The organism is Streptomyces sp. GL_148 (genome assembly GCF_057834205.1).
Genome location: NZ_CM174396.1, coordinates 5,525,192 through 5,547,353, shown reverse-complemented (window position 1 = coordinate 5,547,353; position 22,162 = coordinate 5,525,192). Strand labels below are relative to the sequence as shown.

At 70.4% G+C, this 22,162-nt stretch carries 25 protein-coding genes; 9 read left to right on the top strand and 16 right to left on the bottom strand.

Annotation, left to right across the window (positions count from 1 at the left end):
• Positions 1–71 precede the first annotated feature (71 nt).
• Both AC3IYI_RS25695 and AC3IYI_RS25690 read left to right on the top strand, forming a co-directional pair.
• The gene (locus AC3IYI_RS25695; RefSeq protein WP_489405950.1) at positions 72–401 is read left to right on the top strand and encodes a hypothetical protein; all 330 of its coding nucleotides are present in this window, start codon (positions 72–74) and stop codon (positions 399–401) included.
• The gene (locus tag AC3IYI_RS25690) at positions 398–793 is read left to right on the top strand and encodes a PIN domain-containing protein (RefSeq protein ID WP_489405949.1); all 396 of its coding nucleotides are present in this window, start codon (positions 398–400) and stop codon (positions 791–793) included. Before AC3IYI_RS25695 ends, AC3IYI_RS25690 begins: the two co-directional genes overlap by 4 nt.
• Positions 794–1,208: 415 nt before the next feature.
• Here the strand turns inward: AC3IYI_RS25690 and AC3IYI_RS25685 are convergent, their stop codons facing one another.
• Positions 1,209–2,555 (bottom strand): outer membrane protein assembly factor BamB family protein, encoded by a 1,347-nt coding sequence (locus AC3IYI_RS25685; RefSeq protein WP_489405948.1) that lies wholly within the window; start codon positions 2,553–2,555, stop codon positions 1,209–1,211.
• 158 nt (positions 2,556–2,713) lie between these two features.
• Positions 2,714–3,232, bottom strand: coding sequence for an ATP-binding protein (locus AC3IYI_RS25680; protein ID WP_489405947.1), 519 nt, complete (start codon positions 3,230–3,232; stop codon positions 2,714–2,716).
• 249 nt (positions 3,233–3,481) lie between these two features.
• On the opposite strand from AC3IYI_RS25680, the gene AC3IYI_RS25675 reads away from it, so the two are divergent.
• The 4 genes from AC3IYI_RS25675 (at position 3,482) to AC3IYI_RS25660 (ending at position 5,771) form a co-directional block, all read left to right on the top strand.
• Positions 3,482–4,333, top strand: a complete 852-nt coding sequence (locus tag AC3IYI_RS25675; RefSeq protein ID WP_489405946.1) for a DUF5753 domain-containing protein — start codon at positions 3,482–3,484, stop codon at positions 4,331–4,333.
• A 10-nt stretch (positions 4,334–4,343) separates the two neighbouring features.
• Positions 4,344–4,541, top strand: coding sequence for a hypothetical protein (locus tag AC3IYI_RS25670; RefSeq protein WP_489405945.1), 198 nt, complete (start codon positions 4,344–4,346; stop codon positions 4,539–4,541).
• Positions 4,542–4,823: 282 nt separating this feature from the next.
• On the top strand, positions 4,824–5,399 hold the full coding sequence (locus tag AC3IYI_RS25665) for a Uma2 family endonuclease (protein WP_489405944.1): 576 nt from the start codon (positions 4,824–4,826) through the stop codon (positions 5,397–5,399).
• Between the two features lie 90 nt (positions 5,400–5,489).
• Positions 5,490–5,771 (top strand): hypothetical protein, encoded by a 282-nt coding sequence (locus AC3IYI_RS25660; RefSeq protein ID WP_489405943.1) that lies wholly within the window; start codon positions 5,490–5,492, stop codon positions 5,769–5,771.
• 85 nt (positions 5,772–5,856) lie between these two features.
• Here AC3IYI_RS25660 and AC3IYI_RS25655 read toward each other — a convergent pair whose 3' ends face one another.
• The 14 genes from AC3IYI_RS25655 to AC3IYI_RS25590 form a co-directional block, all read right to left on the bottom strand.
• Positions 5,857–6,492, bottom strand: coding sequence for an OmpA family protein (locus AC3IYI_RS25655; protein ID WP_489405942.1), 636 nt, complete (start codon positions 6,490–6,492; stop codon positions 5,857–5,859).
• 4 nt (positions 6,493–6,496) lie between these two features.
• Positions 6,497–7,081, bottom strand: coding sequence for a hypothetical protein (locus AC3IYI_RS25650; protein WP_489405941.1), 585 nt, complete (start codon positions 7,079–7,081; stop codon positions 6,497–6,499).
• A gap of 30 nt (positions 7,082–7,111) precedes the next feature.
• Entirely contained in the window at positions 7,112–7,723 is a 612-nt protein-coding gene (locus AC3IYI_RS25645) for a pilus assembly protein TadG-related protein (protein ID WP_489405940.1), read from the bottom strand.
• Positions 7,723–7,923 (bottom strand): Flp family type IVb pilin, encoded by a 201-nt coding sequence (locus AC3IYI_RS25640; protein WP_489405939.1) that lies wholly within the window; start codon positions 7,921–7,923, stop codon positions 7,723–7,725. The genes AC3IYI_RS25645 and AC3IYI_RS25640 overlap by 1 nt, the downstream gene beginning before the upstream one ends.
• A gap of 110 nt (positions 7,924–8,033) precedes the next feature.
• Positions 8,034–8,720 (bottom strand): response regulator, encoded by a 687-nt coding sequence (locus AC3IYI_RS25635; RefSeq protein ID WP_489411664.1) that lies wholly within the window; start codon positions 8,718–8,720, stop codon positions 8,034–8,036.
• Positions 8,720–9,961 (bottom strand): sensor histidine kinase, encoded by a 1,242-nt coding sequence (locus AC3IYI_RS25630; protein ID WP_489405938.1) that lies wholly within the window; start codon positions 9,959–9,961, stop codon positions 8,720–8,722. Before AC3IYI_RS25630 ends, AC3IYI_RS25635 begins: the two co-directional genes overlap by 1 nt.
• A gap of 3 nt (positions 9,962–9,964) precedes the next feature.
• On the bottom strand, positions 9,965–10,855 hold the full coding sequence (locus AC3IYI_RS25625) for a DUF5936 domain-containing protein (protein ID WP_489411663.1): 891 nt from the start codon (positions 10,853–10,855) through the stop codon (positions 9,965–9,967).
• Between the two features lie 13 nt (positions 10,856–10,868).
• A complete protein-coding gene (locus AC3IYI_RS25620; RefSeq protein WP_489405937.1) occupies positions 10,869–11,807 on the bottom strand; it encodes a type II secretion system F family protein in 939 nt (312 codons plus the stop codon).
• Positions 11,804–13,201 (bottom strand): TadA family conjugal transfer-associated ATPase, encoded by a 1,398-nt coding sequence (locus AC3IYI_RS25615; protein WP_489405936.1) that lies wholly within the window; start codon positions 13,199–13,201, stop codon positions 11,804–11,806. Before AC3IYI_RS25615 ends, AC3IYI_RS25620 begins: the two co-directional genes overlap by 4 nt.
• Positions 13,198–13,590 carry a TadE/TadG family type IV pilus assembly protein gene (locus AC3IYI_RS25610; protein WP_489405935.1) on the bottom strand — a complete coding sequence of 131 codons (393 nt, stop codon included), beginning with the start codon at positions 13,588–13,590 and terminating at the stop codon, positions 13,198–13,200. Before AC3IYI_RS25610 ends, AC3IYI_RS25615 begins: the two co-directional genes overlap by 4 nt.
• A 1-nt stretch (position 13,591) precedes the next feature.
• Positions 13,592–13,924, bottom strand: coding sequence for a TadE/TadG family type IV pilus assembly protein (locus AC3IYI_RS25605; protein ID WP_489405934.1), 333 nt, complete (start codon positions 13,922–13,924; stop codon positions 13,592–13,594).
• A 48-nt stretch (positions 13,925–13,972) separates the two neighbouring features.
• The gene (locus AC3IYI_RS25600; protein WP_489405933.1) at positions 13,973–15,277 is read right to left on the bottom strand and encodes a CpaE/TadZ family protein; all 1,305 of its coding nucleotides are present in this window, start codon (positions 15,275–15,277) and stop codon (positions 13,973–13,975) included.
• A gap of 7 nt (positions 15,278–15,284) precedes the next feature.
• Positions 15,285–15,989: a Flp pilus assembly protein CpaB gene (cpaB, locus tag AC3IYI_RS25595; protein ID WP_489405932.1), complete on the bottom strand. Its 705-nt coding sequence runs from the start codon at positions 15,987–15,989 to the stop codon at positions 15,285–15,287.
• Positions 15,990–16,029: 40 nt separating this feature from the next.
• Entirely contained in the window at positions 16,030–16,950 is a 921-nt protein-coding gene (locus AC3IYI_RS25590; protein WP_489411662.1) for a hypothetical protein, read from the bottom strand.
• Positions 16,951–17,267: 317 nt separating this feature from the next.
• On the opposite strand from AC3IYI_RS25590, the gene AC3IYI_RS25585 reads away from it, so the two are divergent.
• The 3 genes from AC3IYI_RS25585 (at position 17,268) to AC3IYI_RS25575 (ending at position 22,144) form a co-directional block, all read left to right on the top strand.
• Entirely contained in the window at positions 17,268–19,013 is a 1,746-nt protein-coding gene (locus AC3IYI_RS25585; RefSeq protein WP_489405931.1) for a chitinase, read from the top strand.
• A gap of 109 nt (positions 19,014–19,122) precedes the next feature.
• Positions 19,123–20,460 carry a M14 family metallopeptidase gene (locus AC3IYI_RS25580; protein ID WP_489405930.1) on the top strand — a complete coding sequence of 446 codons (1,338 nt, stop codon included), beginning with the start codon at positions 19,123–19,125 and terminating at the stop codon, positions 20,458–20,460.
• A 100-nt stretch (positions 20,461–20,560) separates the two neighbouring features.
• Entirely contained in the window at positions 20,561–22,144 is a 1,584-nt protein-coding gene (locus tag AC3IYI_RS25575; RefSeq protein ID WP_489405929.1) for a serine/threonine-protein kinase, read from the top strand.
• Positions 22,145–22,162: the final 18 nt, after the last annotated feature.

Genomic DNA, 22,162 nt, shown 5'->3' with positions numbered 1-22,162 from the left:
TCCGGCGGGTCTCGCAGTGCGCAGCGAGACGACCGAGGGGCATTTGCTACTTCCATTGCTACACTTTTCTCATGGACTCTCCCGCGCAGTACATCCCCGACGAGGGACCGGCCCAGAAGGTGAGTGTTTCTATGCCTGCGGGCCGCATCGCCGCCGTCAGGGCACGGGTGGGAGCACGCGGATTCTCCGCATACGTGAGCGCTGCGGTCGAACGGCAGATACAGCGCGATCTACTGGAAGAACTGCTGCAGGCCAAAGAGGCAGAGATCGGCGCACCCTCCGCGGAGGTTCAGGGCTGGGCCGCCGCAGTCTTCCGAGAAGCCGAAGCCATGGCCGACGGTCACGAAGGGCAGCATGCCGGCAAGGGGGAACCGGCGTGGGAAGGGCGCGACGCCAGTTGAGCCACGGCGTTCTCCTCTTGGACGGCCAGGGACTGGCCAAGTTCATGGATAACGACGCCCAGGTGACCGGCCTGGTGCGCATGGCCCAGTCCAAGGACACCTTGGTGGCCGTCAGTAATCTGACCCTCGTCGAGGCCTGGCACTCAAAGCTGCGCATGGACCGGTTCCGGTGGCACGTATCCCGGCTAGAGGTGCTGCCGGTCACCGAAACCATTAGCTGGCGCGCCATCGAGCTGTTGCGCAACGCGAACCTGCACGGCCACAAGTACGCGATCGACTCGGTCGTGGCGGCCACGGCGCTCGGGTACTCGGGGCCACGCATCATCGTCACCTCCGACGTCGTCGACCTGAACAAGCTGTGCGGCGACAGGGTCCGAGCCGTGGCCGTCTGAACACCCTGCACAGAGGGCCGAGTCAATAACTGCACCGGCGGGCCCGCCCATCACGCCCAGCGGCTGCGCGAGGAGTGGGCCGAGGCGCCGGACGGCGCCAGTCGGGGCGCTCGCGATCGCCGGCCGCGCTGCGCTGCGGACCGGTCAGGGCGGCGGGCCGGTCGGCCCCCGTCCCTGAGTCCCCGTATCCGACCGTTACGGAGGAGGCCGAGGAGATGGAGAAGGCCGCAGGGCCGCGACAGCCGAAGAGGACAGGAAGCCCCAACCCATCGCCCGCCGAAGCGTGTTGTGGCTTGGCCTCGGCGCGACCGCGGTGGCCGCGTACCTCCACGAACGCGACGGCGACCTGTCGACGGCGGCCCGCCTGAACTCCGCCCGCCGGCCCGACTGAGCCGTCAGCCGTGGTGCCGTCGCGTCACGCGCGTTTGTACGCCGTGTCATCGACGATGAGCAGGTCCTTGTACTCGAAGGCCTCGCCCTCTGGTTCCTCGCCGTAGTGGAAGCGGCGGACGTCGCGCTTCTTGCCGGTGGCGGCATCGAGGAGGAACAGGCGCACCGCCGGGAAGAACATCAGGTCATCGCGCTCGCCGACCACGGTCAGCCTCCCGTCCTGGAGGTGGAAGACGCTGATCCTGGAGTCGAGGTCGGTCTTCCACACCTGCCGTCCGGTGGCCAGGTCGAAGGCAACGGCGTAGTGCCGGGTGCCGATGCCCTTCTGGTACCCCCCGCCGAAGCCGTAGAGCCTGGTGCCGTCCACCACCGCGCTCCTGGACACGCTTCGGGTGTCGATGGGCGGGTTGGGCCGGCCGCCCCTGCCGAAGGAGTGGTAGGCGCCGACGCTGTCCACGACCAGCGGGTCGGCGGAGACGAGGTCCGCGCCGACTTCGCCCCACAGGGCCGGCTCTCGCTCGCCGAGCAGGGTGGACCACAGGAGCGCGCCGGTGGCCGGGTCGAAGGCGGCCGCGCGCAGTTCGGCGTCCTTGGCGATCCCGTTCGGTTCCTTCTTCGTGCCACCGCAGGCGAGGAGGGCCCCCACGTGCCGCACGGCCGGCAGGGCGTGGGCCGGGACGCAGTTCGGGGGAACGGCCGCCGTCCAGCTGGGCGTTCCGGTGCGTACATCCACGGCGCGCAGTCCCTGGTGGGCGAGCACGGCGAGACCGCCGCCCGCGGTCACCAGGGGACGGTCGTGGTCACTCATGTTCTTTTCGCGGGACACGGCCGGGATCGGGGTGCGCCAGATCTCGCGGCCGTTCTTCGTGTCGACCGCGGCGAGCGTGGTGCACAACTGCCGCTTGTCCGACTCGGGCCGGTTCTCGTCGTCGCGGGTGACGATCATGACGGAATGAGCCACGTCGGCCTTGGTCGCACAGATCTTGGAGGTGCCCGGCGGCCGGTAGTCCCATACCCGCTTGCCGGTCCCGGCGTCTTGCCCGGTCGCCCCGTCGGACCGGCTCCGCACCAGCATGTCGCCGGCCAGCCAGGACCCGCTGCCTTCGTACACCGAGGTGTCGTCGCGCTGATAGGTGAACGTGGGGTCCGCGGGGGTCTTCCAGGCGGTGGCCATCGAGTCGCCGGGGAACCGGCCCGCGACGAAGACGGACGCGACGGCGACGACGCAGACCAGAGCCGCGATCGCCCCGCCCCGAATCAGGATGCGACGGTTCCGGTCCCCGCGCGCGGACGCGTCGTCGTTCGGCTCGTCGGCGCTCGGCTCGGCGTCGTTCGGCTCGGCGTCGTTCGACCGCGTCGTTTCTATGGCCATGCTCGCTGCTCCCCCTAAGCGTGACGCCGCCGGTCGGCAGACGGGACGTCACGCGGCTCCCCCAGCGCGACGATCATAGGTAGCAGTCGCCCGACCGCTGACGCCGACGCCGACGCCGACGCCCGTCAACGTCGACGAGGGCACCGAGGCGGTCACGGTCACTCCGGCGCAGCCGCTGACCCGGCCAGGTACCCGGCGGCCCCCGCCACCGGCAGGCTCGCCCAGGTACGCGTCCCGCCGCCGGGTTCCCGGGATTCCCCGAAGCCCCACGCTCCGCCACAGTCCCGCACGACGGCGGCCATCACCCGCAGGGCAGCGCGGCGGCGGGCCTCGCAGTGGGCGGCGAGGCGGGGATGGGTGTGGGGCGTGTGCCCGTCGTAGACGGTGAGGCGGAGAGCGCCTTCGCGGTGGCGGAGGGCGAGGTACAGGCTCCGACCGGGGTCCAAGTACCAGGCCGCGGCGATGAGTTCCCCGACCACTTGGACGGTGGCGGGCACGACCCGGTCGAGGTGCTGGGCGTGCAGGACGGACCGTACGGTGCTGCGCGCGATCTGGGCGCTGTACGGCTCCCCGGGCACGGTCAGGCTGCACGACAGCCCGTCGGGGGACGGCGGCGCATCGCTCGGCGGGCAAGCGTCGAAGCAGCCGGGACTGGCGGGCATGAAGGGGCTGAGCATGGCGGACTCCCTGTCGTGACGCGGATGCGGACGTGACTTCGGTGAGCTCGACGCGCACGGGTTGCTCTCGCATTGGTGGGGGCAGTGGCTCGTCGCCGAGGCCGAGGCATGCTGCGGCGATGCACTTCCAACTCCCTTGCGTGAGCGGTGCATTACCGAATGTAGCGGATCGCGGGTGCAATTGTGCCCGCGCTTAGAGAAATTGCCCCGCCGTCACCGGGGGCGCCCGTGAACCGGCAGACTGCTGGCATGACAGCCAGGACCTCTCCGACGCAGCGCCAACGGCGCGTGGGCGCGGAGTTGCGCAGGATGCGAGTCGCCGCCGACGTCTCCGCCGAGTCGGCGGCCGCCGCGCTGAGCGTCAGCCGCTCCCAACTGTCCGCGATCGAACAGGGACTTCGCGCCGTCAGCGAGGAGCGCCTACGCACCCTGGCAGCGCGCTGCGGGGTGGTGGACGAGCCCTACGTCGACAAACTGTCCGCGCTGGCGCAGCCCCGGGAGCGAGGCTGGTGGGAGGCGTACCGCGGCGCGATCCCACCCGGGCTGCTCGACATCTCCGAGCTGGAGTGGCACGCAACCCGTCTGTGCACAGTGCAGACCGTCCACCTTCCGGGGCTGCTCCATCAGGGCTCCTACGCCCGAGCCGTATTCGGCTCGGTGCTCCCCGCGCTCCCGCCGTCCGAGGTCGAAATGCGCGTGGCACACCGCCTGAAGCGACAGCAGGTACTGGAAGGCGACGACGCCCGCCCCTACGACGCCTACGTGCACGAAGCCGCGCTGCGGATGCAGTTCGGCGGTCGCCGGGCCACCCGCGAGCAGCTTGAGTATCTCTGCGAGGTCTCCGAGCGGGACAACCTCACGCTCCGCGTCCTGACCGTCGAGACGGGGGCCTTCCCGGGGGCAGGACACGCGATGCTCTACGCCGAGGGCGCGGTCCCCCCACTCGACACCGTGCAACTCGACTCGGCCCACGGCCCCGAATTCACGCATGACGAGGCCCAGCTCGCGAAGTACCAGTCCCACATCCACTGGATGGACAAGCACGCCCTGACCCCCGGGGCATCCCGCGAGTTCATCCACGCGATCGCCCGCCACCTCTGAGGAGCCCCCGATGGCCGACATCGACTGGGAAGACGCCTTCTGCGGCGAAGGAAACAACTGCTACCGGATCGGGGTGGACGGGGACGGCAACAGCTACATAGCCCTCTCCGGCCAGGAGGACACCTACCTCACAGACACCCGCGAGGCCCTGCAACAGCTCATCCGGGACATCAAGGCCGGCAAGGCCGACCACCTCCTGACCGGCTGACGTCCGGCGTCAGCAGTCAGCGAATGCCCAGCGGACGCCGACCCCGCCCCGAGTGGGGGCCTCTGTATGCGCCCACCCGTTCGGGTGAGGGGACGCAGTTCCGCTGTCCGGCATATGCCACCGCTCGTAGCGTGGCGGCATGGACGGACCTGAGGAACGACTGCAGCGCCATCCGCTCCTCCCGCCCCGGGGCGGGAGGAGTACTCCGGCGCTAGCCTGGGGTGAGGCACAGAGCGTACGAGCAGCCACGCCGCAGGCGCCCGGAGGACGACGGTGACAGTCATGATCGAGCAGCCCACGCCCATAGACGCCGAGGTGGGAGGGCCGGGCTTCGACGACCTGCTGCGCACAGTCGAAGAAATGGACACGCCTGACGGCTTCAAGGCCGAGCTCATCCGGGGGAAGATCGTTGTGTCACCGTGGTCGAAGCTGCGCTACCTGCGCCCCATGCGCGCACTGCGTCGGCAACTGGAGGAACATGCCCCGGAAGGGCACATCGCCGACTACGCGCCGTTCCTCTTCAGCTTCCCCGAGGTAGAACGCGCCTACGGCCCGGACCTCTTCGTCGTGGAGGAAGCCGCCTTCGACGCCGAAGGGCGGCACGCCGACGCAGAGGCACTGTCACTCGTGGCCGAATTCACCTCCGTCTCCACGAAGGACGCGGATTGGAACGAGAAGCTGAGCGTGTACGGCCGGCTGGTCCCCGTCTACCTCGTCGTGGACATGCAGGCAGGGGAAATCACGTGCTTCTCCGAGCCCTCCCCGGGGGGATACCGGTCACGCTGGACCGTCTCCTTCGGCAAGCCGCTCCGGGTGCCGGCGCCGTTCGAGTGCGAGATCGACACCGCGGCCTTCTGAGGGGCGACGGACGGACGGTCCACCAGCATTCGCTGCCGGGCGCGGGCGGACGTAGCGTCGTAGTGAGGACCCCTTCACCAAGGAGTCGAGATGGCAGTTTTGGTGCACAACCAGGGCGCTGACTGGACCCAGGAGCTCTACCAGACCGTCTTCGACCGGACGATCCCGGACCGGACGAACCTGCCCGTCGGCCTCATCTCCCACGTAGCGACGCCCCTCGGGGACGGCGGCTGGCAGGTCATCGAAGTCTGGGAGTCGGCGGCCGACCACCAGCGCTTCCTGGAGGACGTGATCATCCCCGCCGCGCAGGAGTTGGGGGCGCCGCCGGTCGACGCGAAGGTGTACGAGATCCACAACTTGCTGCTCGCTTGACGGAGGCCCGCGCGGGCGGGCTGGTACCGCGCCCCGGCCGGGGCGGGTGCCGGGGCCGGGGCGCGGGCGCGGAGCAGGTTCGGCTCTACTTGACGCTGCGCGGGAAGGTGATCTCCACGCGGCGGTTCTTCTTGCGGCCTTCCTCGGTGCCGTTGTCGGCGATCGGGTAGTCCTCGCTGTAGCCGCGTACGTCGAAGGTGACGCTGGGGTTCGTCACCGTCTTCGCCAGCTCGGCCTGGACCGCGTCGGCGCGCTTCTTGGAGAGTTCCTTGCCGTGCTCGTAGCTGCCCTGGTCGTCGGTGAAGCCGAAGACCCGGACGGTGGTGGCCTTCTGGGTGTTGATCTCCTGCGCGATGGCCTGGATGCGGGCGGCGGCCTGGGCGTTGAAGATGGCACTGTCCTCGGGGAACATCACCTCGGATTGCAGCGCCATCATGACGGTCTGGTTCGTCTCCTGGCGCCGTTCCTCGCCCCCGAGGTCTTCGACGACCTCCACCATGTCCAGCACCTTGGAGGGCGCGAGCACGCCACCCTGCGGGAGCTTGAGCCCCGGGGAGTCGGCTTTGATGGGCACGGGCGCCGAGGCGGATGGTTCCGTCCCGGGGGGTACGGATGGCGTGACGTCGTCGGCGTGCGCGCTGGTCGCGCCGATGAAGTGGACGCCCGCGATGATGAGACCGGCGACGGCCGTGGCAGCGGAAGTGCGATGGCGTTTGGTCATGATGTCACCCGGATATCTTGACGGTGGCCGCTTCGAACGTCGGGAAGCCGAAGACCACCTCCGTCGTGGTCTGTGGCGGTGCGGGGAACTGCGCGAAGATGGGGACGGTCTCCCCGGCACCTACACGCGCGAGACCCGTGGTGCACGCGCACCTGCCCTCTGTGTCGCGGAGCACGTAATAGCGCTTCTTGCCTACGGCGTCGACGAGAGTTGCACCGGCGATCGAAGCCGGGCTGGCATTCTTCTCCGAGCCGACCCACGCGGAAGTGCGTACGTAGGATTCCGATCCGGAGTTCTTGATCTGGCCGCTGACAGTCAGGTATCCGTCTGCGTCACGTTCCACAACAGTGATCTCCAGGGTGAGGCCGTCCGGCCCCTTGGACGTTGCGATCACCTCAACCGGCTCTGCTGATGTCTTGCCAGTGCTTGGCGTGGCCTTCGGCGAGCTGGCCCCCTGGTCCGAGGTCGCGGAATTCTTCGGGTCCTTCGGCTTCTCCTCACCGCCGCATCCGGACAACACAAGGGCCAAGGCCGCCGCAACCGCAACGGCCGCTCCCCCGCGGACCTTCACCTTCTGCCGAATGCTCATGTACGCCGTTTCCTTGTCTCTCGTTCGGTGTCAGTCGGTCAGCCGCACGCTGAAGAGTTGCCTCGCCAGCTTCGTCAACGAACCTGGTGTTGAGGGGTTCACCGTGACCACCCCCCCGCCCTTGCAGTCGATGACAACCGGACCGGGTGTCGCGCTGGGCGACGGTGTCGCCGTGGGGGTCGACCCGGGCTGTAGCGCGCACCGAGGCTCGATCACAGCGGTCGCCTCGGCTCGGCCCTTCATATCCTCGGTTCCGTCGATGGCCGTGTCCCCGATCGTGCCGTCGGTCTCTGTGGTGACGGTGAACCGCAGGACGCCAGGGCTGCACTCCGCATTAGCACCGTTCAAGTCGGCGAACTGATGCGCCTTCGCACAAGCCCCCTCCGGGTCGAGCCGATCACCTTCAAGGATGTCGTCCCAATCGGCGGGTGTGAGAGTGCGGAGATCCATACCCACGAGCAGGTTGTCCCTAGCCTCCTGGGCCGCCGCGAGCGCCGCCGCGTCGGCGGCACCCTGCGCATCGCTGCGTGTGGCTCCCGCCATCCCTACGACGACAAAGGCGAACGCAGCGAAGAGCAGGCATCCCATCATCGCTGCGTAGAAGGGGAGAACCTGCCCCTGATCGCGCGACGCCCTCGGCATCAGCCTGTGATGTCCTTCAACACATCCTTGATCGCGTCCGAAATGCTGCCCGCTAGACCAGACGCGATGATGGCCGCGACGATCCCGGCAATGATCACGATGATCCCCAGGTACTCGAAGACCGTCTGACCCTCGTCCCCACCCCGTCGCATCCGGTTCTTCCGTTCGACGATCGCCTTGAGCAGCCTGAGGTGCAGCATGGGAGTCCTCTCCAGAGCCGGCGCCGGTATCGGTTCGCGGACGGTACGACGACGCACCAGCAGTTGCAAAGGGTCCCGGGACCCAATTACGGACCCACTGCGCACTCCGTCTACCCATGGCCAGCCACCCCCGGACGGGCGGTTCCCAGCCAACGGGCTATCGCCTCGCTGCGCGTGGCGGTCTGGAGCTTCGCGAAGATCCGGTTGATGTGGTTCTTGACCGTCTTCTCGCTGATAAAGCAACTGGCTGCGATCTGCTGGTTACTCATGCCGGAAGCGATGAGACCCATGACCTCCTCCTCACGTGAACTCAGGCCGTACACAGCATGGTTGGGAAGACGCTCCGAAGACTGTCCCACAGTTCGTTGCGGATGCGAAGAGGTCCGGAGTTCCGCGAGCACCGCGCTCGCCGCCGTCGGGCTGAAATGGGCGCGGCCCGCGCGGACGTCGCGGACGGCTGCGACGAGGTGGTCCGGCGTGAATTCGCCGTGCACCAAGTAGCCACCCGCACCCAACAGCAGCGTCTCCCGGACGATCTCCGACTCCTGGCTGTACGTCAGCATCAGGACCGGTGCGAGCTGTACCAGGTGGGGCAGCGCCGAGATGCCGTCCACGCCGGGCATCCGGACGTCCAGCAGGATGACATCGGGGGTGTGGAGCCGGGTCAGGTGGAGGGCTTCGCGGCCGTCCGCCGCCTCTGCCGCCACCTGGATGTCTTCGGCGGTGCCCAGGAGGGCCGCCAGGCCGGCTCGTACGACCGGGTTGTCGTCGGCGATCAGGACGCGCAGCGGGGCCATCACGCCTCCCTCCCCGCAGCGAGGGCCGCCAGCGGAAGGGTGAGGCGGACCTGTGTCCCCGGCTGCCCGCCCGGGCGGGCTCCTATGTGGAGGCGGGCGCCGATCGCGGCTGCGCGTTCCGCCATGCCCAGCAGGCCGAAGCGGCCCGCGCCGTGCAGTGCCGAGAGGTCGACGCCGGGCGGGAGGCCCCGGCCGTCGTCCTCGATCACCAGCAGGAGGTCGGAGGCGGCTACGGCCGCCTCGACCGTGATCCGTTCCGCTCCCGCATGGCGACGGGCGTTCTCCAGAGCCTCGCCCGCCACCGCCAGCAAGTGCCGGGCCACCGGGGAGGGCACCACCGGGAGGGTGCCCGTCACGCGCAGCTCGGCCTCGGCAGGGGCGATGCGGGCCCGGAGTTCCGACGCCAGGGACACCCCCGGCGCGTCCAAGTCCCGGCGCAGGTCGGCCAGTACGTCCCGGGACTCCGCGACCGCGCGGCGGGCCGCGCCGGACACCAGGGCGGCCTGGCGGCGGAGGGTCGCCGGGTCGGTGGTGCGGGTCAGGGAGTCGGCGGCCAGGGCCAGGCCGTGCAGGGTCTTCGCGGCGGAGTCGTGCAGCTCGCGGGCCAGGTGGTCCCGTTCGGCCTGCACCGCCTCCGCCACCGCCAGGCGGGCACGGGTCTCCAGCAGGGCCTGGCCGGCCGTGCCGAAGCGGAGGAGCAGGCCGCGCAGGGAGGCTCCGGCCGCGCCCGCCAGGACGCAGAGCACCGCCAGCGTCAGGGCATTGGCGGCCACCGCCACGACGGCCGCCTGGACGACCGCGTAGACCGCCGCGCCGGGGCGACCGTAGACGATCCCGGCCAGCAGTGGAGTGCACACCGAGGCGAGGAGGATCGGGGAGCCGGGGGTGGCTGTCAGGAGGAGCAGTCCGCTGAAGAACGCCCAGTCGACCGCCAGCGGCCAGCGGTGGCGCAGGAGCAGCGGTCCGAAGCGCTCCCAGTCGCGGAGCAGGACGTAGGACAGCAGGAAGGTGAGCAGGACCGCGCCGCCCGCCAGGTGCGTCGGCGTCCCGGGTGCCGTGCGGCTCAGCACCACCGGTGTCCCGAGGGCGATCATCACGAGGCGGAAGGCGAAGACCTGGCGGCAGAGGGCCTGTAGGGCGTTGGCCTGGAGGGCGATCGGTAGCTTCACCGCGGGGCGCGGGGACGGCCGGTCCCGGTCCCGTGCGGCGGTGGACGCCGTGACGTCCAGCGAGGCGGTCATGGCTCAGCCGCCCCCGAACATGGCGCCGAAGTCGACGTCGGCTCCGTACACGAACCCGCCGATCAGGAGGATCATGGTGCCGGGCAGCATGAACATCGTGACGACGAAGGTGGCCTTCGGGACGGCCTTGGCGGCCCGGCGGCGGGCGTTCTGGGCGTCCGTGCGCCGCATGTCCTCGGCGATGGCGATCAGGGTGTCGACGATCGGAGAGCCCAGTTCCTCGCCCTGCTGGAGGGCGGTGACGAACTGCGCGACCTGCTCGGAGTCGTTGCGCCGGCGCAGCTCGTCGAAGGCCTGGCGGCGGCTGACGCCCATGGTCATCTGCTGGAGGGTGATCCGGATCTCGTCGGACCACGGGCCCTCGTACTTGTCCGCCACCCGCTCCAGCGCGGGCCGGAAGCCGAGCCCGGCGCTGACGACCACGGCGAGGACGTCCAGGAAGTCCGGCAGGGTCCGGTCGATGTGGTCGCGGCGGATCCGGATCGCCGACCAGAGGCCGGCCTCGATCCAGAACAGGCCGAAGGCGACCATGAGGAGCGCCAGGATCAGTTGGCCGTTGATCAGCATGGCGAAGGCTCCGACGGCGCCGAGGAAGGCGTAGACGGCGCGGCGTGCGGCGTAGCGGTCGATGGTCAGGCCGGACGGGTTGCCCGCCGTGTCGATCTGGCGGCGTTTGCGCGCCACCCGGTCCGGGCCCATCAGGCGCAGTATCAGCGGCGCGTAGCGGATGCCGATGCGGTCGATGAGCGAGCCGACGGCCGTCGTGCGGGTGGCACCGACCTCCAGGGCCAGCATCAGGTCGGACGGGAGTTTGGTGTCGGCGCGGTAGAGCCGGATGCCGTGGAACACGCCGAAGACCGACAGGCCCACGGCCAGGGCCAGGAGCAGCGCGATCATGCGGACCTCCTCATACGTCGATCTTGGACAGGCGGCGGATGGCGAGGAAGCCGAGCGCGAAGAGCCCGAGGGCGACGAGTACGGCGGTCTGTCCGACGACGGAACCCGTCATCCGGTCCAGGGCGCCCGGCATCATCGCGTCCACGAGGAGCAGCGAGCCGATGCCCATCACCGGCACCAGGTACGCCGTGGCCGTGACCTGGGACAGCTGGGTACGGACCTCTCGACGGGTCTCCTTGCGCTGCTCCAGCGTCACCGTCAGGTTGCGCAGGCTGCCCACGATCGCGCCGCCCGCGCGGGCGGACAGGACGAGCGTGGAGACCAGGACGACCAGTTCGCGGGAGGGCAGGCGCTCTTCGATCTCGCCGAGGGCCTCCTCGATGGAGTGGCCCACCGCGAGCCGGTCGGCGACCCGGGCCAGTTCCTCTCCGGCTGGTGCCTCCAGTTCCTCGGCCGCCATGCCGATGGCCGTACGCAGGGCCAGGCCTGCCTGGGTGGCGTTGGCGAGGATGCGGGCCAGGTCGGGGAGCTGGTTGATGAACCGCTCGGTGCGGCGCGCCCGCTGCCAGTTGAGGAAGGCGTTGGCGCCCCACAGGGCGATCAGGCCGGCCACCGGTCCGAAGAACGGAGCCAGGAAGGAGGCCGAGACCAGCCAGATCCCGGCGACCGTGGCCAGCATGTAGACGAAGTACTCGCCGACGGTGAGGTCCAGGCCGGTCACCGCGAGCTTGCGCTCGATGCCGCGCCCCAGCTTGGTCGTGCGCAGGCGCCGGTCCACGCCCGGGAAGCGGCGCCTGCGGCCGAGGGGCGCGGGGAGGCCGGTCGCCGAGAGGCGCTCGATGAGCGCGGCGCGCTGGGCGCGGCCGGCGGCGTAGGCGTGGAGGCCGACGACCACCAGGACGCAGGCCAGAAGCGTGGCACCGAGGGTGAGGAGGATCAGTGGGTTCATAGGGCTGTCCGGGTGATGCGGGCGGGGAGGGGGCCGGGGAACGGGCCGGTGCGGGGGTCGGTGAGAGGGTCGTTGAGCGGGTCGGCCGCCACCGGCTCGACCCCGAAGGCCTGCGGGATCGGCTGGTTGTTCATGTAGAGGCGGTCCGCGAGCCAGCGGGGCAGCGGGTAGTACTCGAAGCGGCCGTGGACGCGGCCGTCCGGGCCCATCGGCATCGCCGCGAAGCGGCAGACCGTCGTGATGCGGAACGGCTCGCGGCCGTGGGAGTCGAGGAGGGAGATCTCGGTGATGCGGCGCGTGCCGTCGCCGAAGCGGGTGAGCTGGACGATGACGTGGACCGCGCTGTTGATCTGGTCCTGGAGGGCCTCGAAGGGGATCTCCACCTCGGACATCGAAGCGAGGGTCTGCAGGCGCATCAGGGCGTCGACGGAACTGTTCGCGTGCACGGTGGCGAGCGAACCGTCGTGGCCGGTGGACATCGCCTGGAGCATGTCGAGCGTCTCACCGCCGCGGACCTCGCCGACGATGATGCGGTCGGGGCGCATGCGCAGGGAGTTGCGGACCAGGTCGCGGATGGTGATCTCGCCCTTGCCCTCCACGTTGGCCGGGCGGGATTCGAGGCGGATGACGTGCGCCTGCTGGAGCTGGAGCTCGGCGGAGTCCTCGATGGTGATGATGCGCTCGCCCTCCGGGATCAGACCGGAGAGGGCGTTGAGGAGGGTGGTCTTGCCGGTGCCGGTGGCGCCGGAGACGATCACGTTCAGCTTCGCCGCGACCAGGCCCGACAGCAGGAGGACCATCTGCTCGTCCAGGGAGCCGACGCCGATCATCTCGTGGAGAGTGAAGGCCCGGGGGAAGCGGCGGATGGTGAGGGTGGCGCCGGTCAGGGAGAGCGGCGGGATGATCACGTTGACGCGCTCGCCGCTGGGCAGGCGGGCGTCGACCATCGGATTGGCCTCGTCCACGCGGCGGTTGACCGTGGAGACGATGCGCTCGATGGTCTGCATCAGCTGCTCGTGCGAGGCGAAGCGGAGCGGGAGCTGCTCCACGCGGCCGGAGCGTTCCACGAAGATCTGGTCGGGGCCGTTGACCATGATCTCGGAGATGGTCGGGTCTTCGAGGAGCGGTTCGAGCACACCGAGGCCGAGGGCCTCGTCCACGACGCGGCGGATGAGCTGGGCGCGCTCGGCGGTGGAGAGGACCGGACCCTCGCGGCTGATGATGTGGCCGAGTACGCGCTCCAGGCGCGCGCGGCGCTCGGCGGGCGCGAGCGCGGACATCTCGGCGAGGTCGATCTCCTCCAGCAGCTTGGCGCGGTACGAGGAGACCAGGCGGCCGTCCTCGCGCGGGTTGTGGCGGTCGTCGGGGGTGTTCACCCGGGAACGCAGGCTCATGGTCCGGTCACCTCGGGGTCGTCGTTGGGCATGACTACGGTCCGGGTGACGGGGCGGGAGGCGATCCCGGGCACGACCGAGTTGATCGTGAGGGTCACCCTCACCGTGACCGAGTCCGGGGTGACGGCCGGCGGAGGAACGTCCGCCCCCGCCGCGAGGCTCGGCCTGATCGCTGCCAGGCCCGCCGCCCTGCCCTCGCCCGGATAGCGCGCTTCCACGCGCGCCGCCGTACGGGCAGCCGTCTCGGCCTGCTGCGTCACGTACGCGGTCCAACCCAACTGGATCCCGCCGAGCCCGACCAAGAGCAGGAAGGGCAGGAACCCGATGTATTCCAGGGCGACTTGACCCCGGTCACGATCACTGTCGCGGATCTTGCGCATCAGGTTCATCTCAGTCCTCCTTCTCGTTCGGGGAGCCGCCGTGGCCGACGATGTCGATGCCGATGTCGAACGCCGGGAGCAGGACGGGAAGGTTGAGCGTGACGTCGGCCTTGTAGAGGTTCCCCGACTTCCTGCAGTCCGCGGGCGGCATGTTCCAGGCCCCGGAGATGTGCTCCCGCGCGGCCTCCCGGCAGGGGCCGTCTCCGTATACCGCCCCCACCCGTGCCGCCTCGTCCGCGGCGTTGCCCGCCAGCGAGTACGCGTACCCGATGAGCACGCACTCCCACACCGCCACCACGATGAGCAGGATGAACGGGAGCATGCCGACGAACTCGATCGCCACCTGCCCCTGATCCCCGCGAACCCGGTCCCGTCTCCGCCCGGCCACCCCTCAGCCCTCCCGCCCGCGCCGCAGCCACGGTCCGAGGGCGCCCCGGTCGCCGCCGCGCAGCCGGGCCACCGGCCCGGAGCCTCGTACCGCCAGGGCCGCGCCGGGCTCGGCCGCCGGGGCGTCCTGGGCCTCCGGGGCGGCGAGCAGACCCAGTTCGCCCGCCACCGCCCACAGGGCCTGCTTGACCGTCGAGCGGTTGTCGAGGTCCTGCACCCGGCCCGCGTCGACGACGGCCTGGAGTTCCTTGAAGGCGGCCGGCACGGGGGTGCGTACCGACCGGGTCTTGGTGATCTTCTCGATCAGGGCGGGCTGGATCTCGGTCTGCTTGGACCAGCGGTTGACGACCATGGTCGTCTCCTCCGCCTTCCTGACCTGGAGCCGTTCCCACATCCGGACCATCCGCTTGGCGGCCCGTACCGCGACCACGTCCGGGGTGGTGACCAGGACGGCGACGTCCGCCAGCTCCACGGCCGCCGCGTTGGCGCCGGTCACCTGGGTGCCGCAGTCGATGACGACCAGTTCGTAGCGGGCGCGCAGGGCGGCGATCACGTGCCGGGCGGCGCGGTCGTCGACCTCCTCGCCGCGTTCGCCGTCCGCCGGGGCCAGGAGCAGCGCGAGGCCCGTGCGGTCGTCGTAGACGGCGTCCGACAGGACGCGCGGGGAGATGTCCTGGATGCCGGCGAGGTCGGCGATGGAGCGGCGGAACTGCACGTCGAGGTACGAGCCGACGTCGCCGGCCTGGAGGTCCAGGTCGACCAGGGCCGTACGCCGGCCCGCGGCCACCGCGGCGAGCGCGAACTGCACGGCCGCGAAGGTGGCGCCGACCCCGCCCTTGGCGCCGGTGACCGTGACGACCTTGCCGCCCGGGCCGCTGGGCAGCTCCGGGCCGCGGCCCAGGTGGCGGCGTACGCCCACGGACCACTGGGCGGCGGCCTGGACGCGGGCGGCCAGTTCCTCGTAGGCGAGGGGCAGGCCGATCAGGCCGCGGGCGCCGGAGTCCATGGCGGCGGAGAAGAGCGCGGGGCTCGCGTCGGAGGTCAGGAGGACGACGCCGACGGCGGGGAAGCGCAGGGCGACCTCGCGGATGAGGTCCAGGGCGGGGAGCGGACCGATCCGCTCGTGTACGAGCACCACCTCGGGCAGCTCGTCGATCGACTCGCCCGCGAGCCGGGCGAGCATGTCGAGGAGGAAGGTGGAGTCGGGGACGGGGGCGGCCGGCTCGGCGCCGGGGAGCTGGCTGAGCAGGGTGGCGATGATGCGTGCGGATTCCGGGTCGCCGACCGCGGGGAGGATGCGAGTGGTCATCGGCGCCTCACTTGTCCCCTTCGAGGGTGTAGAAGCGGTCGCCCGGGCTGGGCGCCGAGTCGGTGCCGGGGGCCACCAGGGCCAGGCGTACGTGTACTGCGAAGGACTCGGCGTAGGCGACGCGCTGGCTGTCCTTGGCGGACAGGGCGAAGGTGATCGGGACCGCCTCGGCGGCGCCCTTCCTCTCGCTGTCCTTGGGGTCGAGGGGGGTGAGCTTCCCGACGTTGATGACGCGGGCGTTGGCCACCATGACCACGGACTGGTCGGGGCCGTCCGCCTTCTTGCTCTTGAACGTGCCGATGATGTTGACCTTGGCGCCGGGGGTGATCTTGCCCGCCACACCCGTCGAGGCGTCGATCATGATGGCCATCTCCTGCTCCCCCGCCTGGAGCTTCGGCTTGTCGACGAACATGTCGCTCTGGAGCAGCGAGCCCTTCTTCAGGGCGGTGAGCGCCAGCTTGTCCTTGAGTGCGGCCAGGTCGGTGACGGCGGTCTCGGACAGCCACCGCTTCGGGAGCGTGACCTCCTCGAACTGGCCGGCCGCCAGCGGGGTGTACGGGGCTATGTCGCCCTTCACCCGGTAGGCGACGACCTCGTTGCCGACCTTGGAGTTGACGTCTCCCATCACCACGAGGACTCCGCCGAAGGCGGCGAGGGCGCACAGGACCGACAGGATCAGCAGGATGACGCCGCGGCGCTGGCGTGAGTTCATGGCCGTCTTACCTCGCCGTTCTTCATTTCGTTCGGGCCGGTCAGTGTCTGGATCTGGATCTGGGGCGGAGCTGGGCCGCGGAGGCGGAGGCCGTCGGGGGCGGTGGGGCCGGTGCGAGGAGCGGGGCGGCGCAGAAGCCGCAGCGGTCGCCGATGAGTTCGAAGCCGCACCAGCGGCACTCTTCGCGGCGGACCGAGGCGACGAGCTGGTAGAGCACCGAGGGGTCCGGGATGGCGGCCGCGAACTCCACGAGCTTCGGTGTGGCCCACCAGGCGGGCGAGTCCGCGGGCAGCTGGTTCTCCATGACGCCCTGGACCCGCCAGGCGGGGGCCAGGTCGGTGGCCACCCAGTCGGTGGTGAGCTGGCCGCGGGCGAAGGTGAGGTGGGTGGCGAATTCGGGGCCCGGGGGGAGCGTGGCGCCTCCGCCGTGGGTTCCGCCGGAGCCCGAGCCCAGTTTGACCAGGTGCGGGGACGGGTTGGCCAGTACGGCGAACTGGGCGTTCGGGGACCAGGACTTGGCGTGCGCCTTGAGCCCGACCGGCACCCGGTCCAGTTTGGCGACCGAGCCGAGCAGGGCGCCGGCGTAGACGTAGTGCGCGAGGAGCCGGGCGGCGGAGGCGAGGACTCCGGGGCTGAAGTCGGTGACGCTGAGCTGGCGCAGCTGACGTACCAGCAGGGCGGTTCCCAGCGGCGGGAGATCGACGTCGACCAGCGCGATCCGGTCGGTTTCCAGGATGGCCCGGACGGTGTGCAGGCGGCGGACGGCGGAGGCGCGGAGCCAGGACGGCACGAGGACCACCAGGTGGCCGTGGCGCTCCAGCAGGCCGGCCGTCTGGGCGAGTGCGCCCTCCAGGTCGAGCTCCTCGGGCGGCGGCAGTACGGCGGCGGCCGGGGTGTGCCGGTCCGGGGCCGGCAGCACCAGATCGGCGCTGGTGACAGCAATGGCGATCGGCACGCGCATCCCCCCGTTCACCCGGTCGTTCACCCGGTCATCCACGGGCGTTCCCCTGGTCGTTGCGGGTGCGCGCATGCTGCGCGACCGCAAACGATCAACACCCTTCCCCCTTGCCCCAGCACCATATCCACGTCCTTCCTGACAGGGCAGGGCCTTACACATTCCCGTGCCACGGGCACGTGTCACGGAGGGCGGGAAAATCCGGACAACAAGGATCGGAAGTCGACGGCCCCGTCGATCAGTTCAAGCCATATTGCAAACACTCTTGACATGAACATTGGACTAGACCAACTTGGCTGCGGGGCACCCCACTTGCCCCAGACATGCCGAATGACGCGTCCTCACCTCCCCACTCCCCCCACGGAGCCCACGTGAACCGCATACGCTCCCTCGCCGTCCCGCTCGCGGTGACGCTCACCGCCGCCGGGCTCACCGCCCTGGCCACCGGCACCGCCCGGGCCGCCGACGTCAACGTCGTCCGCAACGGCGGCTTCGAGTCCGGCCTCGCCAACTGGACCTGCACCTCCGGCAGCGGCGCCGTCGTCTCCTCCCCCGTCTTCGCGGGGGCCGGCGCCCTCAAGGCCACCCCGGCGGGCCAGGACAACGCCCGGTGCAGCCAGGTCGTCACCGTCAAGCCGAGTTCGACGTACACGCTGAGCCAGCAGGTCAACGGGTCGTACGTGTACCTCGGCGCGACCGGGACCGGCACCCAGGACGTCTCCACCTGGACCCCCGGCACCGGCGGCGGCTTCCAGAAGCTGTCCACCACCTTCACCACCGGCGCGAGCACCACCCAGGTCACCGTCTACACCCACGGCTGGTACGGACAGCCGGGCTTCGTGGTCGACGAGTTCAGCGTCTTCGGTCCCGACGGCGGAGGCGGCACCGACCCCTCGCCGACCATCCCCGGCGCACCGGCCGGCAGCGCCGTTTCCGGCCAGAGCTCCAGCGGGCTCACCCTTTCGTGGAACACGGTCACCGGAGCCGCCGGGTATTACGTGTATCAGGACGGCGTCCGCGTCCAGACCGTGACCTCGGGCACCTCCGCGCAGATCACCGGGCTCGCCGCATCGACCACGTACTCCTTCCAGGTGAGCGCCTACAACGCGGCCGGCGAGGGCGCGAAGGGCGCGGCCGTGCCCGGCACGACCACCAGCGGCGGGGGCGGCAACCCGAACCCGGCGGTGCCCAAGCACGCGGTGACGGGCTACTGGCAGAACTTCAACAACGGCGCGACCGTCCAGAAGATCTCCGACGTCTCCGCGCAGTACGACATCATCGCCGTCTCCTTCGCCGACGCCACGGCCACGCCCGGCGGCATCACCTTCAACCTCGACTCGGCCGGCCTCGGCGGCTACACGGTCCCGCAGTTCAAGGCGGACATCGCGGCGAAGAAGGCGGCCGGCAAGTCGGTCATCCTCTCCATCGGCGGCGAGAAGGGCACCATCTCGGTGGGCGACTCGGCGTCCGCGACCAACCTCGCGAACTCCGCGTACGCGCTGATGCAGGAGTACGGCTTCACCGGGATCGACATCGACCTGGAGAACGGCCTGAACCCGACCTACATGACCCAGGCGCTGCGCGCGCTGTCGGCGAAGGCCGGGCCCTCGCTCGTCCTCACCATGGCCCCGCAGACCATCGACATGCAGTCGACGCAGGGCGGCTACTTCAAGACGGCGCTCGCGGTGAAGGACATCCTGACCGTCGTCAACATGCAGTACTACAACAGCGGCGCGATGCTCGGCTGCGACGGCAAGGTCTACTCTCAAGGCTCGGTGGACTTCCTCACCGCGCTGGCCTGCATCCAGCTCGAGGGCGGGCTCGACCCCTCACAGGTGGGCATCGGGGTCCCGGCCTCCCCCAGCGGCGCGGGCAGCGGCTACGTCTCGCCGGCCATCGTGAACAGCGCGCTGGACTGTCTGGCCAGGGGCGCGAGCTGCGGCACCTTCAAGCCGTCGAAGACCTACCCGGGACTGCGCGGCGCGATGACCTGGTCGACCAACTGGGACGCCAAGGCGGGTAGTGCTTGGTCCAACGCGGTGGGTCCCAAGGTCCACGGCCTGCCGTAGCAGGTAGGTGTGTGGGGATGGCCGGTTCGAGTTCTTGACCCGAACATGCCACGAGAGCACGCTGTGCGCGTCCGCACGGCTACCCCCACACTCCCACCCAGGAGAACGCATGCGGCTCCACCACCGCCGAAGGGCCGCCATCACGGCGGCCCTTCTCGCGCTCGCGCTCGGCGCACCCGCCTACGGCATGAGTGCGACGGCAGCCCCGCCACCCACCCCGTCGACCGCCACCCAGGACGAGTCGATCGCCCAGTACGACATCCAGGGCCCGTCCACGGCGACGGAACGCACCGCCCTGCTCCGTACCGGCGTCTCCATCGACGAGGTGGACGCCCGCTCGGTCGTCGTCAGCGCCGACCCGATGCAGGCCAAGAAGCTGCGCGCACTCGGCTACGAGCTGACCGCGCTGCCCGGACCGCCGGACCGTTCCGACGGGCGCGACATCGCCGCCGGGATCAGCGACTTCCCGTCGAAGGACGCGCTCTACCACAACTACGCCGAGGCGAACGCGGAGATCGACCAGCGCATCGCCCAGTACCCCTCGATCATGAGCAAGCAGGTCATCGGGAAGTCGTACCAGGGCCGGGACCTCATCGCCATCAAGATCAGCGACAACGTCGCGACCGACGAGGCCGAGCCCGAGGTGCTCTTCACGCACCACCAGCACGCCCGTGAGCACCTGACAGTCGAGATGGCCCTCTACCTGCTCAAGGAGTTCGGCTCCAAGTACGGGACGGAATCGCGCGTCACCAACATGATCAACGGCCGCGAGATCTGGATCATCCCCGACCTGAACCCGGACGGCGGCGAGTACGACATCGCCTCCGGCTCGTACCGCTCCTGGCGCAAGAACCGGCAGCCGAACGCCGGCTCCTCCTACGTCGGCACGGACGAGAACCGCAACTGGAACTACAAGTGGGGCTGCTGCGGCGGCTCCAGCGGCAGCAAGAGCTCCGAGACCTACCGGGGCCCGGCCGCCGAGTCGGCGCCCGAGGTGAAGGTGGTCTCGGACTTCGTGCGCAGCCGCGTGGTCGGCGGCAAGCAGCAGATCACGGCCGCCATCGACTTCCACACGTACAGCGAGCTCGTGCTGTGGCCGTTCGGGTGGACGTACAACGACACGGCGCCCGGCCTGAGCGTCGACGACCTGGCCGTGTTCAAGAAGATCGGCACCAGCATGGCGGCCAGCAACGGCTACACGCCGGAGCAGTCGAGCGACCTGTACATCACCGACGGGACGATCGACGACTGGCTGTGGGGCGACCAGAAGATCTTCGGCTACACCTTCGAGATGTACCCGGCCGGTTCCGGCGGCGGCGGCTTCTACCCGCCGGACGAGGTCATCGCCGCCGAGACGGCGCGCAACAAGGACGCGGTGCTGCAGCTCCTGGAGAACGCGGACTGCATGTACCGGTCGATCGGCAAGCAGGCGCAGTACTGCCCGTGATCCGTCCCGTGACCCCGTGACCCCGTGACCCAAGCGGCCGGGCGCCCCACCGCCAGGGGGGCGCCCGGCCTTCCCGCGCCTGCGTGCCCGGGTCCCTCCCGTGGCTACAGTGCCCTTCAAGGGGGTGCCGATGGAGGGCATGGTGTTGGCGGGCCGGTACGAGCTGGCCGAGCTGATAGGCGCAGGTGGCATGGGCGAGGTGTGGCGCGGCCGCGACCTCTCGCTGGACCGGGATGTCGCGGTCAAGGTCATCGCCCGGCCGGGCGAGGACAAGCTCGCACTGCGGTTACGGTCCGAGGCGCGGGCGGCCGCCAGGCTGTCCGACCCGCACGTCGTGGCCGTGCACGACGTCGGGGAAGGTGACGTCGACGGACGGACGGTCGTCTTCCTGGTGATGGAGCTCGTCGACGGGCTCCCGCTGTCGGCGGAGAGCGGTCCCGCGGCCGTCGAGGACGTGGTGCGGTGGGGTGTGCAGATCTGTGAGGGACTCCAGGCGGCGCACGCGGCGGGGATCGTCCACCGGGACATCAAGCCGGGCAACATCCTGCTGACCGCGAAGGGCCGGATCAAGATCTGCGACTTCGGCATCGCCCGGCAGAGCGGAGCGGGCGGGCTGACGACGACCGGGTCGGTGATCGGGACGCCCGCGTACATGGCGCCCGAACAGGCCCGGGGAGAGCACGACGCGCGCACCGACCTCTACGCGCTGGGCTGCGTGCTGTACGAACTGCTCACCGGGGAACCGCCGTTCACGGGCACGGGGTGGGACGTGCTCGCCCAGCACGCGAGCAGGATGCCGGAACCGGTACGGACGCAGCGGCCCGACGTCACGGGCGAGCTCGACCGGCTGGTCCTGCGGCTGCTGAGCAAGGACCCGGCGGACCGCCCGCAGAGCGCGGCCGCGACCGGGGAGCTGCTGAGCCGGGCCGGAAGCCAACAGGGCCACCCGGCGACCGAGTTGTGGAAGCCGTCGGGACCGCCCGCGGCACCGCGGAACCTCGCCGCACGCCCGACGGAAACCGCCGCTGTCCGGCTGGCCGCCGCCCGGCCGCCCGCTGTGCGGCCGCCCGAGCCGTCACCCGCCGGATGGGTGCCGTCGGGCGGACTCCGAGAGACGTCCGCCGCTCAGGATCCCGTGAAGCCCCGGCCGACCGTGCTGTCGACGGGCGCCGCCTGGATGTCCTTCCTGGCGCCCGCGCTGGCGGTCGGGGGCCAGCTGTTCGCGTTCCAGGTCCTGTCCGCGACGTGGTCGGTCGTCGTGGGCGTCGTGGTCGGCATCGTCTTCCAGATCGACCAGCCGCTCTCGGACGAGTCGGATGAGGACGAAGACGGCCTGTCGCTGGTGGGCTTCTGGCTCTCCATACTCGCGGCCATGGCCGTGGCGATCCTGCTGCTCTGGGCCCCGGGGATCCCGTGGTGGGTGGGGGTCCTGGCCCTCGTGGTGATGGGACCACTGGCCTTCTGGACCGCCACGGGCCTGACGCGCTTGTTCGAGGCGGTGACACGGGCGGAGGAAGCCGCGTTCGTAGCCAACACATCGGGCATCGCCGCCGGGTTGACGACGGCCTCGCTGCTGCTCGCCCGTACGGACCTCGCGGTTGTGCTGGTGCCGCTCGCCGGGCTGCTGACCTGGGTCGTCGCGGGCGTGGCAGTGAGTCTCCTCCTGCCACCTCGCCGCTTCTGAGCCCCGGGCCCGGCGCCC

What these genes read in the sequence shown, in the direction of transcription:
- AC3IYI_RS25645 (WP_489405940.1), bottom strand. Translation starts at nt 7,723, where the DNA reads ATGCCGAGGGCGTCGCGCGATCAGGGGCAGGTTCTCCCCTTCTACGCA.
- AC3IYI_RS25655 (WP_489405942.1), bottom strand. Translation starts at nt 6,492, where the DNA reads ATGACCAAACGCCATCGCACTTCCGCTGCCACGGCCGTCGCCGGTCTC.
- AC3IYI_RS25675 (WP_489405946.1), top strand. Translation starts at nt 3,482, where the DNA reads ATGACAGCCAGGACCTCTCCGACGCAGCGCCAACGGCGCGTGGGCGCG.
- AC3IYI_RS25585 (WP_489405931.1), top strand. Translation starts at nt 17,268, where the DNA reads ATGCCGAATGACGCGTCCTCACCTCCCCACTCCCCCCACGGAGCCCAC.
- AC3IYI_RS25695 (WP_489405950.1), top strand. Translation starts at nt 72, where the DNA reads ATGGACTCTCCCGCGCAGTACATCCCCGACGAGGGACCGGCCCAGAAG.
- AC3IYI_RS25670 (WP_489405945.1), top strand. Translation starts at nt 4,344, where the DNA reads ATGGCCGACATCGACTGGGAAGACGCCTTCTGCGGCGAAGGAAACAAC.
- AC3IYI_RS25630 (WP_489405938.1), bottom strand. Translation starts at nt 9,961, where the DNA reads ATGACCGCCTCGCTGGACGTCACGGCGTCCACCGCCGCACGGGACCGG.
- AC3IYI_RS25580 (WP_489405930.1), top strand. Translation starts at nt 19,123, where the DNA reads ATGCGGCTCCACCACCGCCGAAGGGCCGCCATCACGGCGGCCCTTCTC.
- AC3IYI_RS25640 (WP_489405939.1), bottom strand. Translation starts at nt 7,923, where the DNA reads ATGCTGCACCTCAGGCTGCTCAAGGCGATCGTCGAACGGAAGAACCGG.
- AC3IYI_RS25665 (WP_489405944.1), top strand. Translation starts at nt 4,824, where the DNA reads ATGATCGAGCAGCCCACGCCCATAGACGCCGAGGTGGGAGGGCCGGGC.
- AC3IYI_RS25660 (WP_489405943.1), top strand. Translation starts at nt 5,490, where the DNA reads ATGGCAGTTTTGGTGCACAACCAGGGCGCTGACTGGACCCAGGAGCTC.
- AC3IYI_RS25685 (WP_489405948.1), bottom strand. Translation starts at nt 2,555, where the DNA reads ATGGCCATAGAAACGACGCGGTCGAACGACGCCGAGCCGAACGACGCC.
- AC3IYI_RS25610 (WP_489405935.1), bottom strand. Translation starts at nt 13,590, where the DNA reads ATGAACCTGATGCGCAAGATCCGCGACAGTGATCGTGACCGGGGTCAA.
- AC3IYI_RS25615 (WP_489405936.1), bottom strand. Translation starts at nt 13,201, where the DNA reads ATGAGCCTGCGTTCCCGGGTGAACACCCCCGACGACCGCCACAACCCG.
- AC3IYI_RS25590 (WP_489411662.1), bottom strand. Translation starts at nt 16,950, where the DNA reads ATGCGCGTGCCGATCGCCATTGCTGTCACCAGCGCCGATCTGGTGCTG.
- cpaB (WP_489405932.1), bottom strand. Translation starts at nt 15,989, where the DNA reads ATGAACTCACGCCAGCGCCGCGGCGTCATCCTGCTGATCCTGTCGGTC.
- AC3IYI_RS25650 (WP_489405941.1), bottom strand. Translation starts at nt 7,081, where the DNA reads ATGAGCATTCGGCAGAAGGTGAAGGTCCGCGGGGGAGCGGCCGTTGCG.
- AC3IYI_RS25680 (WP_489405947.1), bottom strand. Translation starts at nt 3,232, where the DNA reads ATGCTCAGCCCCTTCATGCCCGCCAGTCCCGGCTGCTTCGACGCTTGC.
- AC3IYI_RS25635 (WP_489411664.1), bottom strand. Translation starts at nt 8,720, where the DNA reads ATGGCCCCGCTGCGCGTCCTGATCGCCGACGACAACCCGGTCGTACGA.
- AC3IYI_RS25600 (WP_489405933.1), bottom strand. Translation starts at nt 15,277, where the DNA reads ATGACCACTCGCATCCTCCCCGCGGTCGGCGACCCGGAATCCGCACGC.
- AC3IYI_RS25620 (WP_489405937.1), bottom strand. Translation starts at nt 11,807, where the DNA reads ATGAACCCACTGATCCTCCTCACCCTCGGTGCCACGCTTCTGGCCTGC.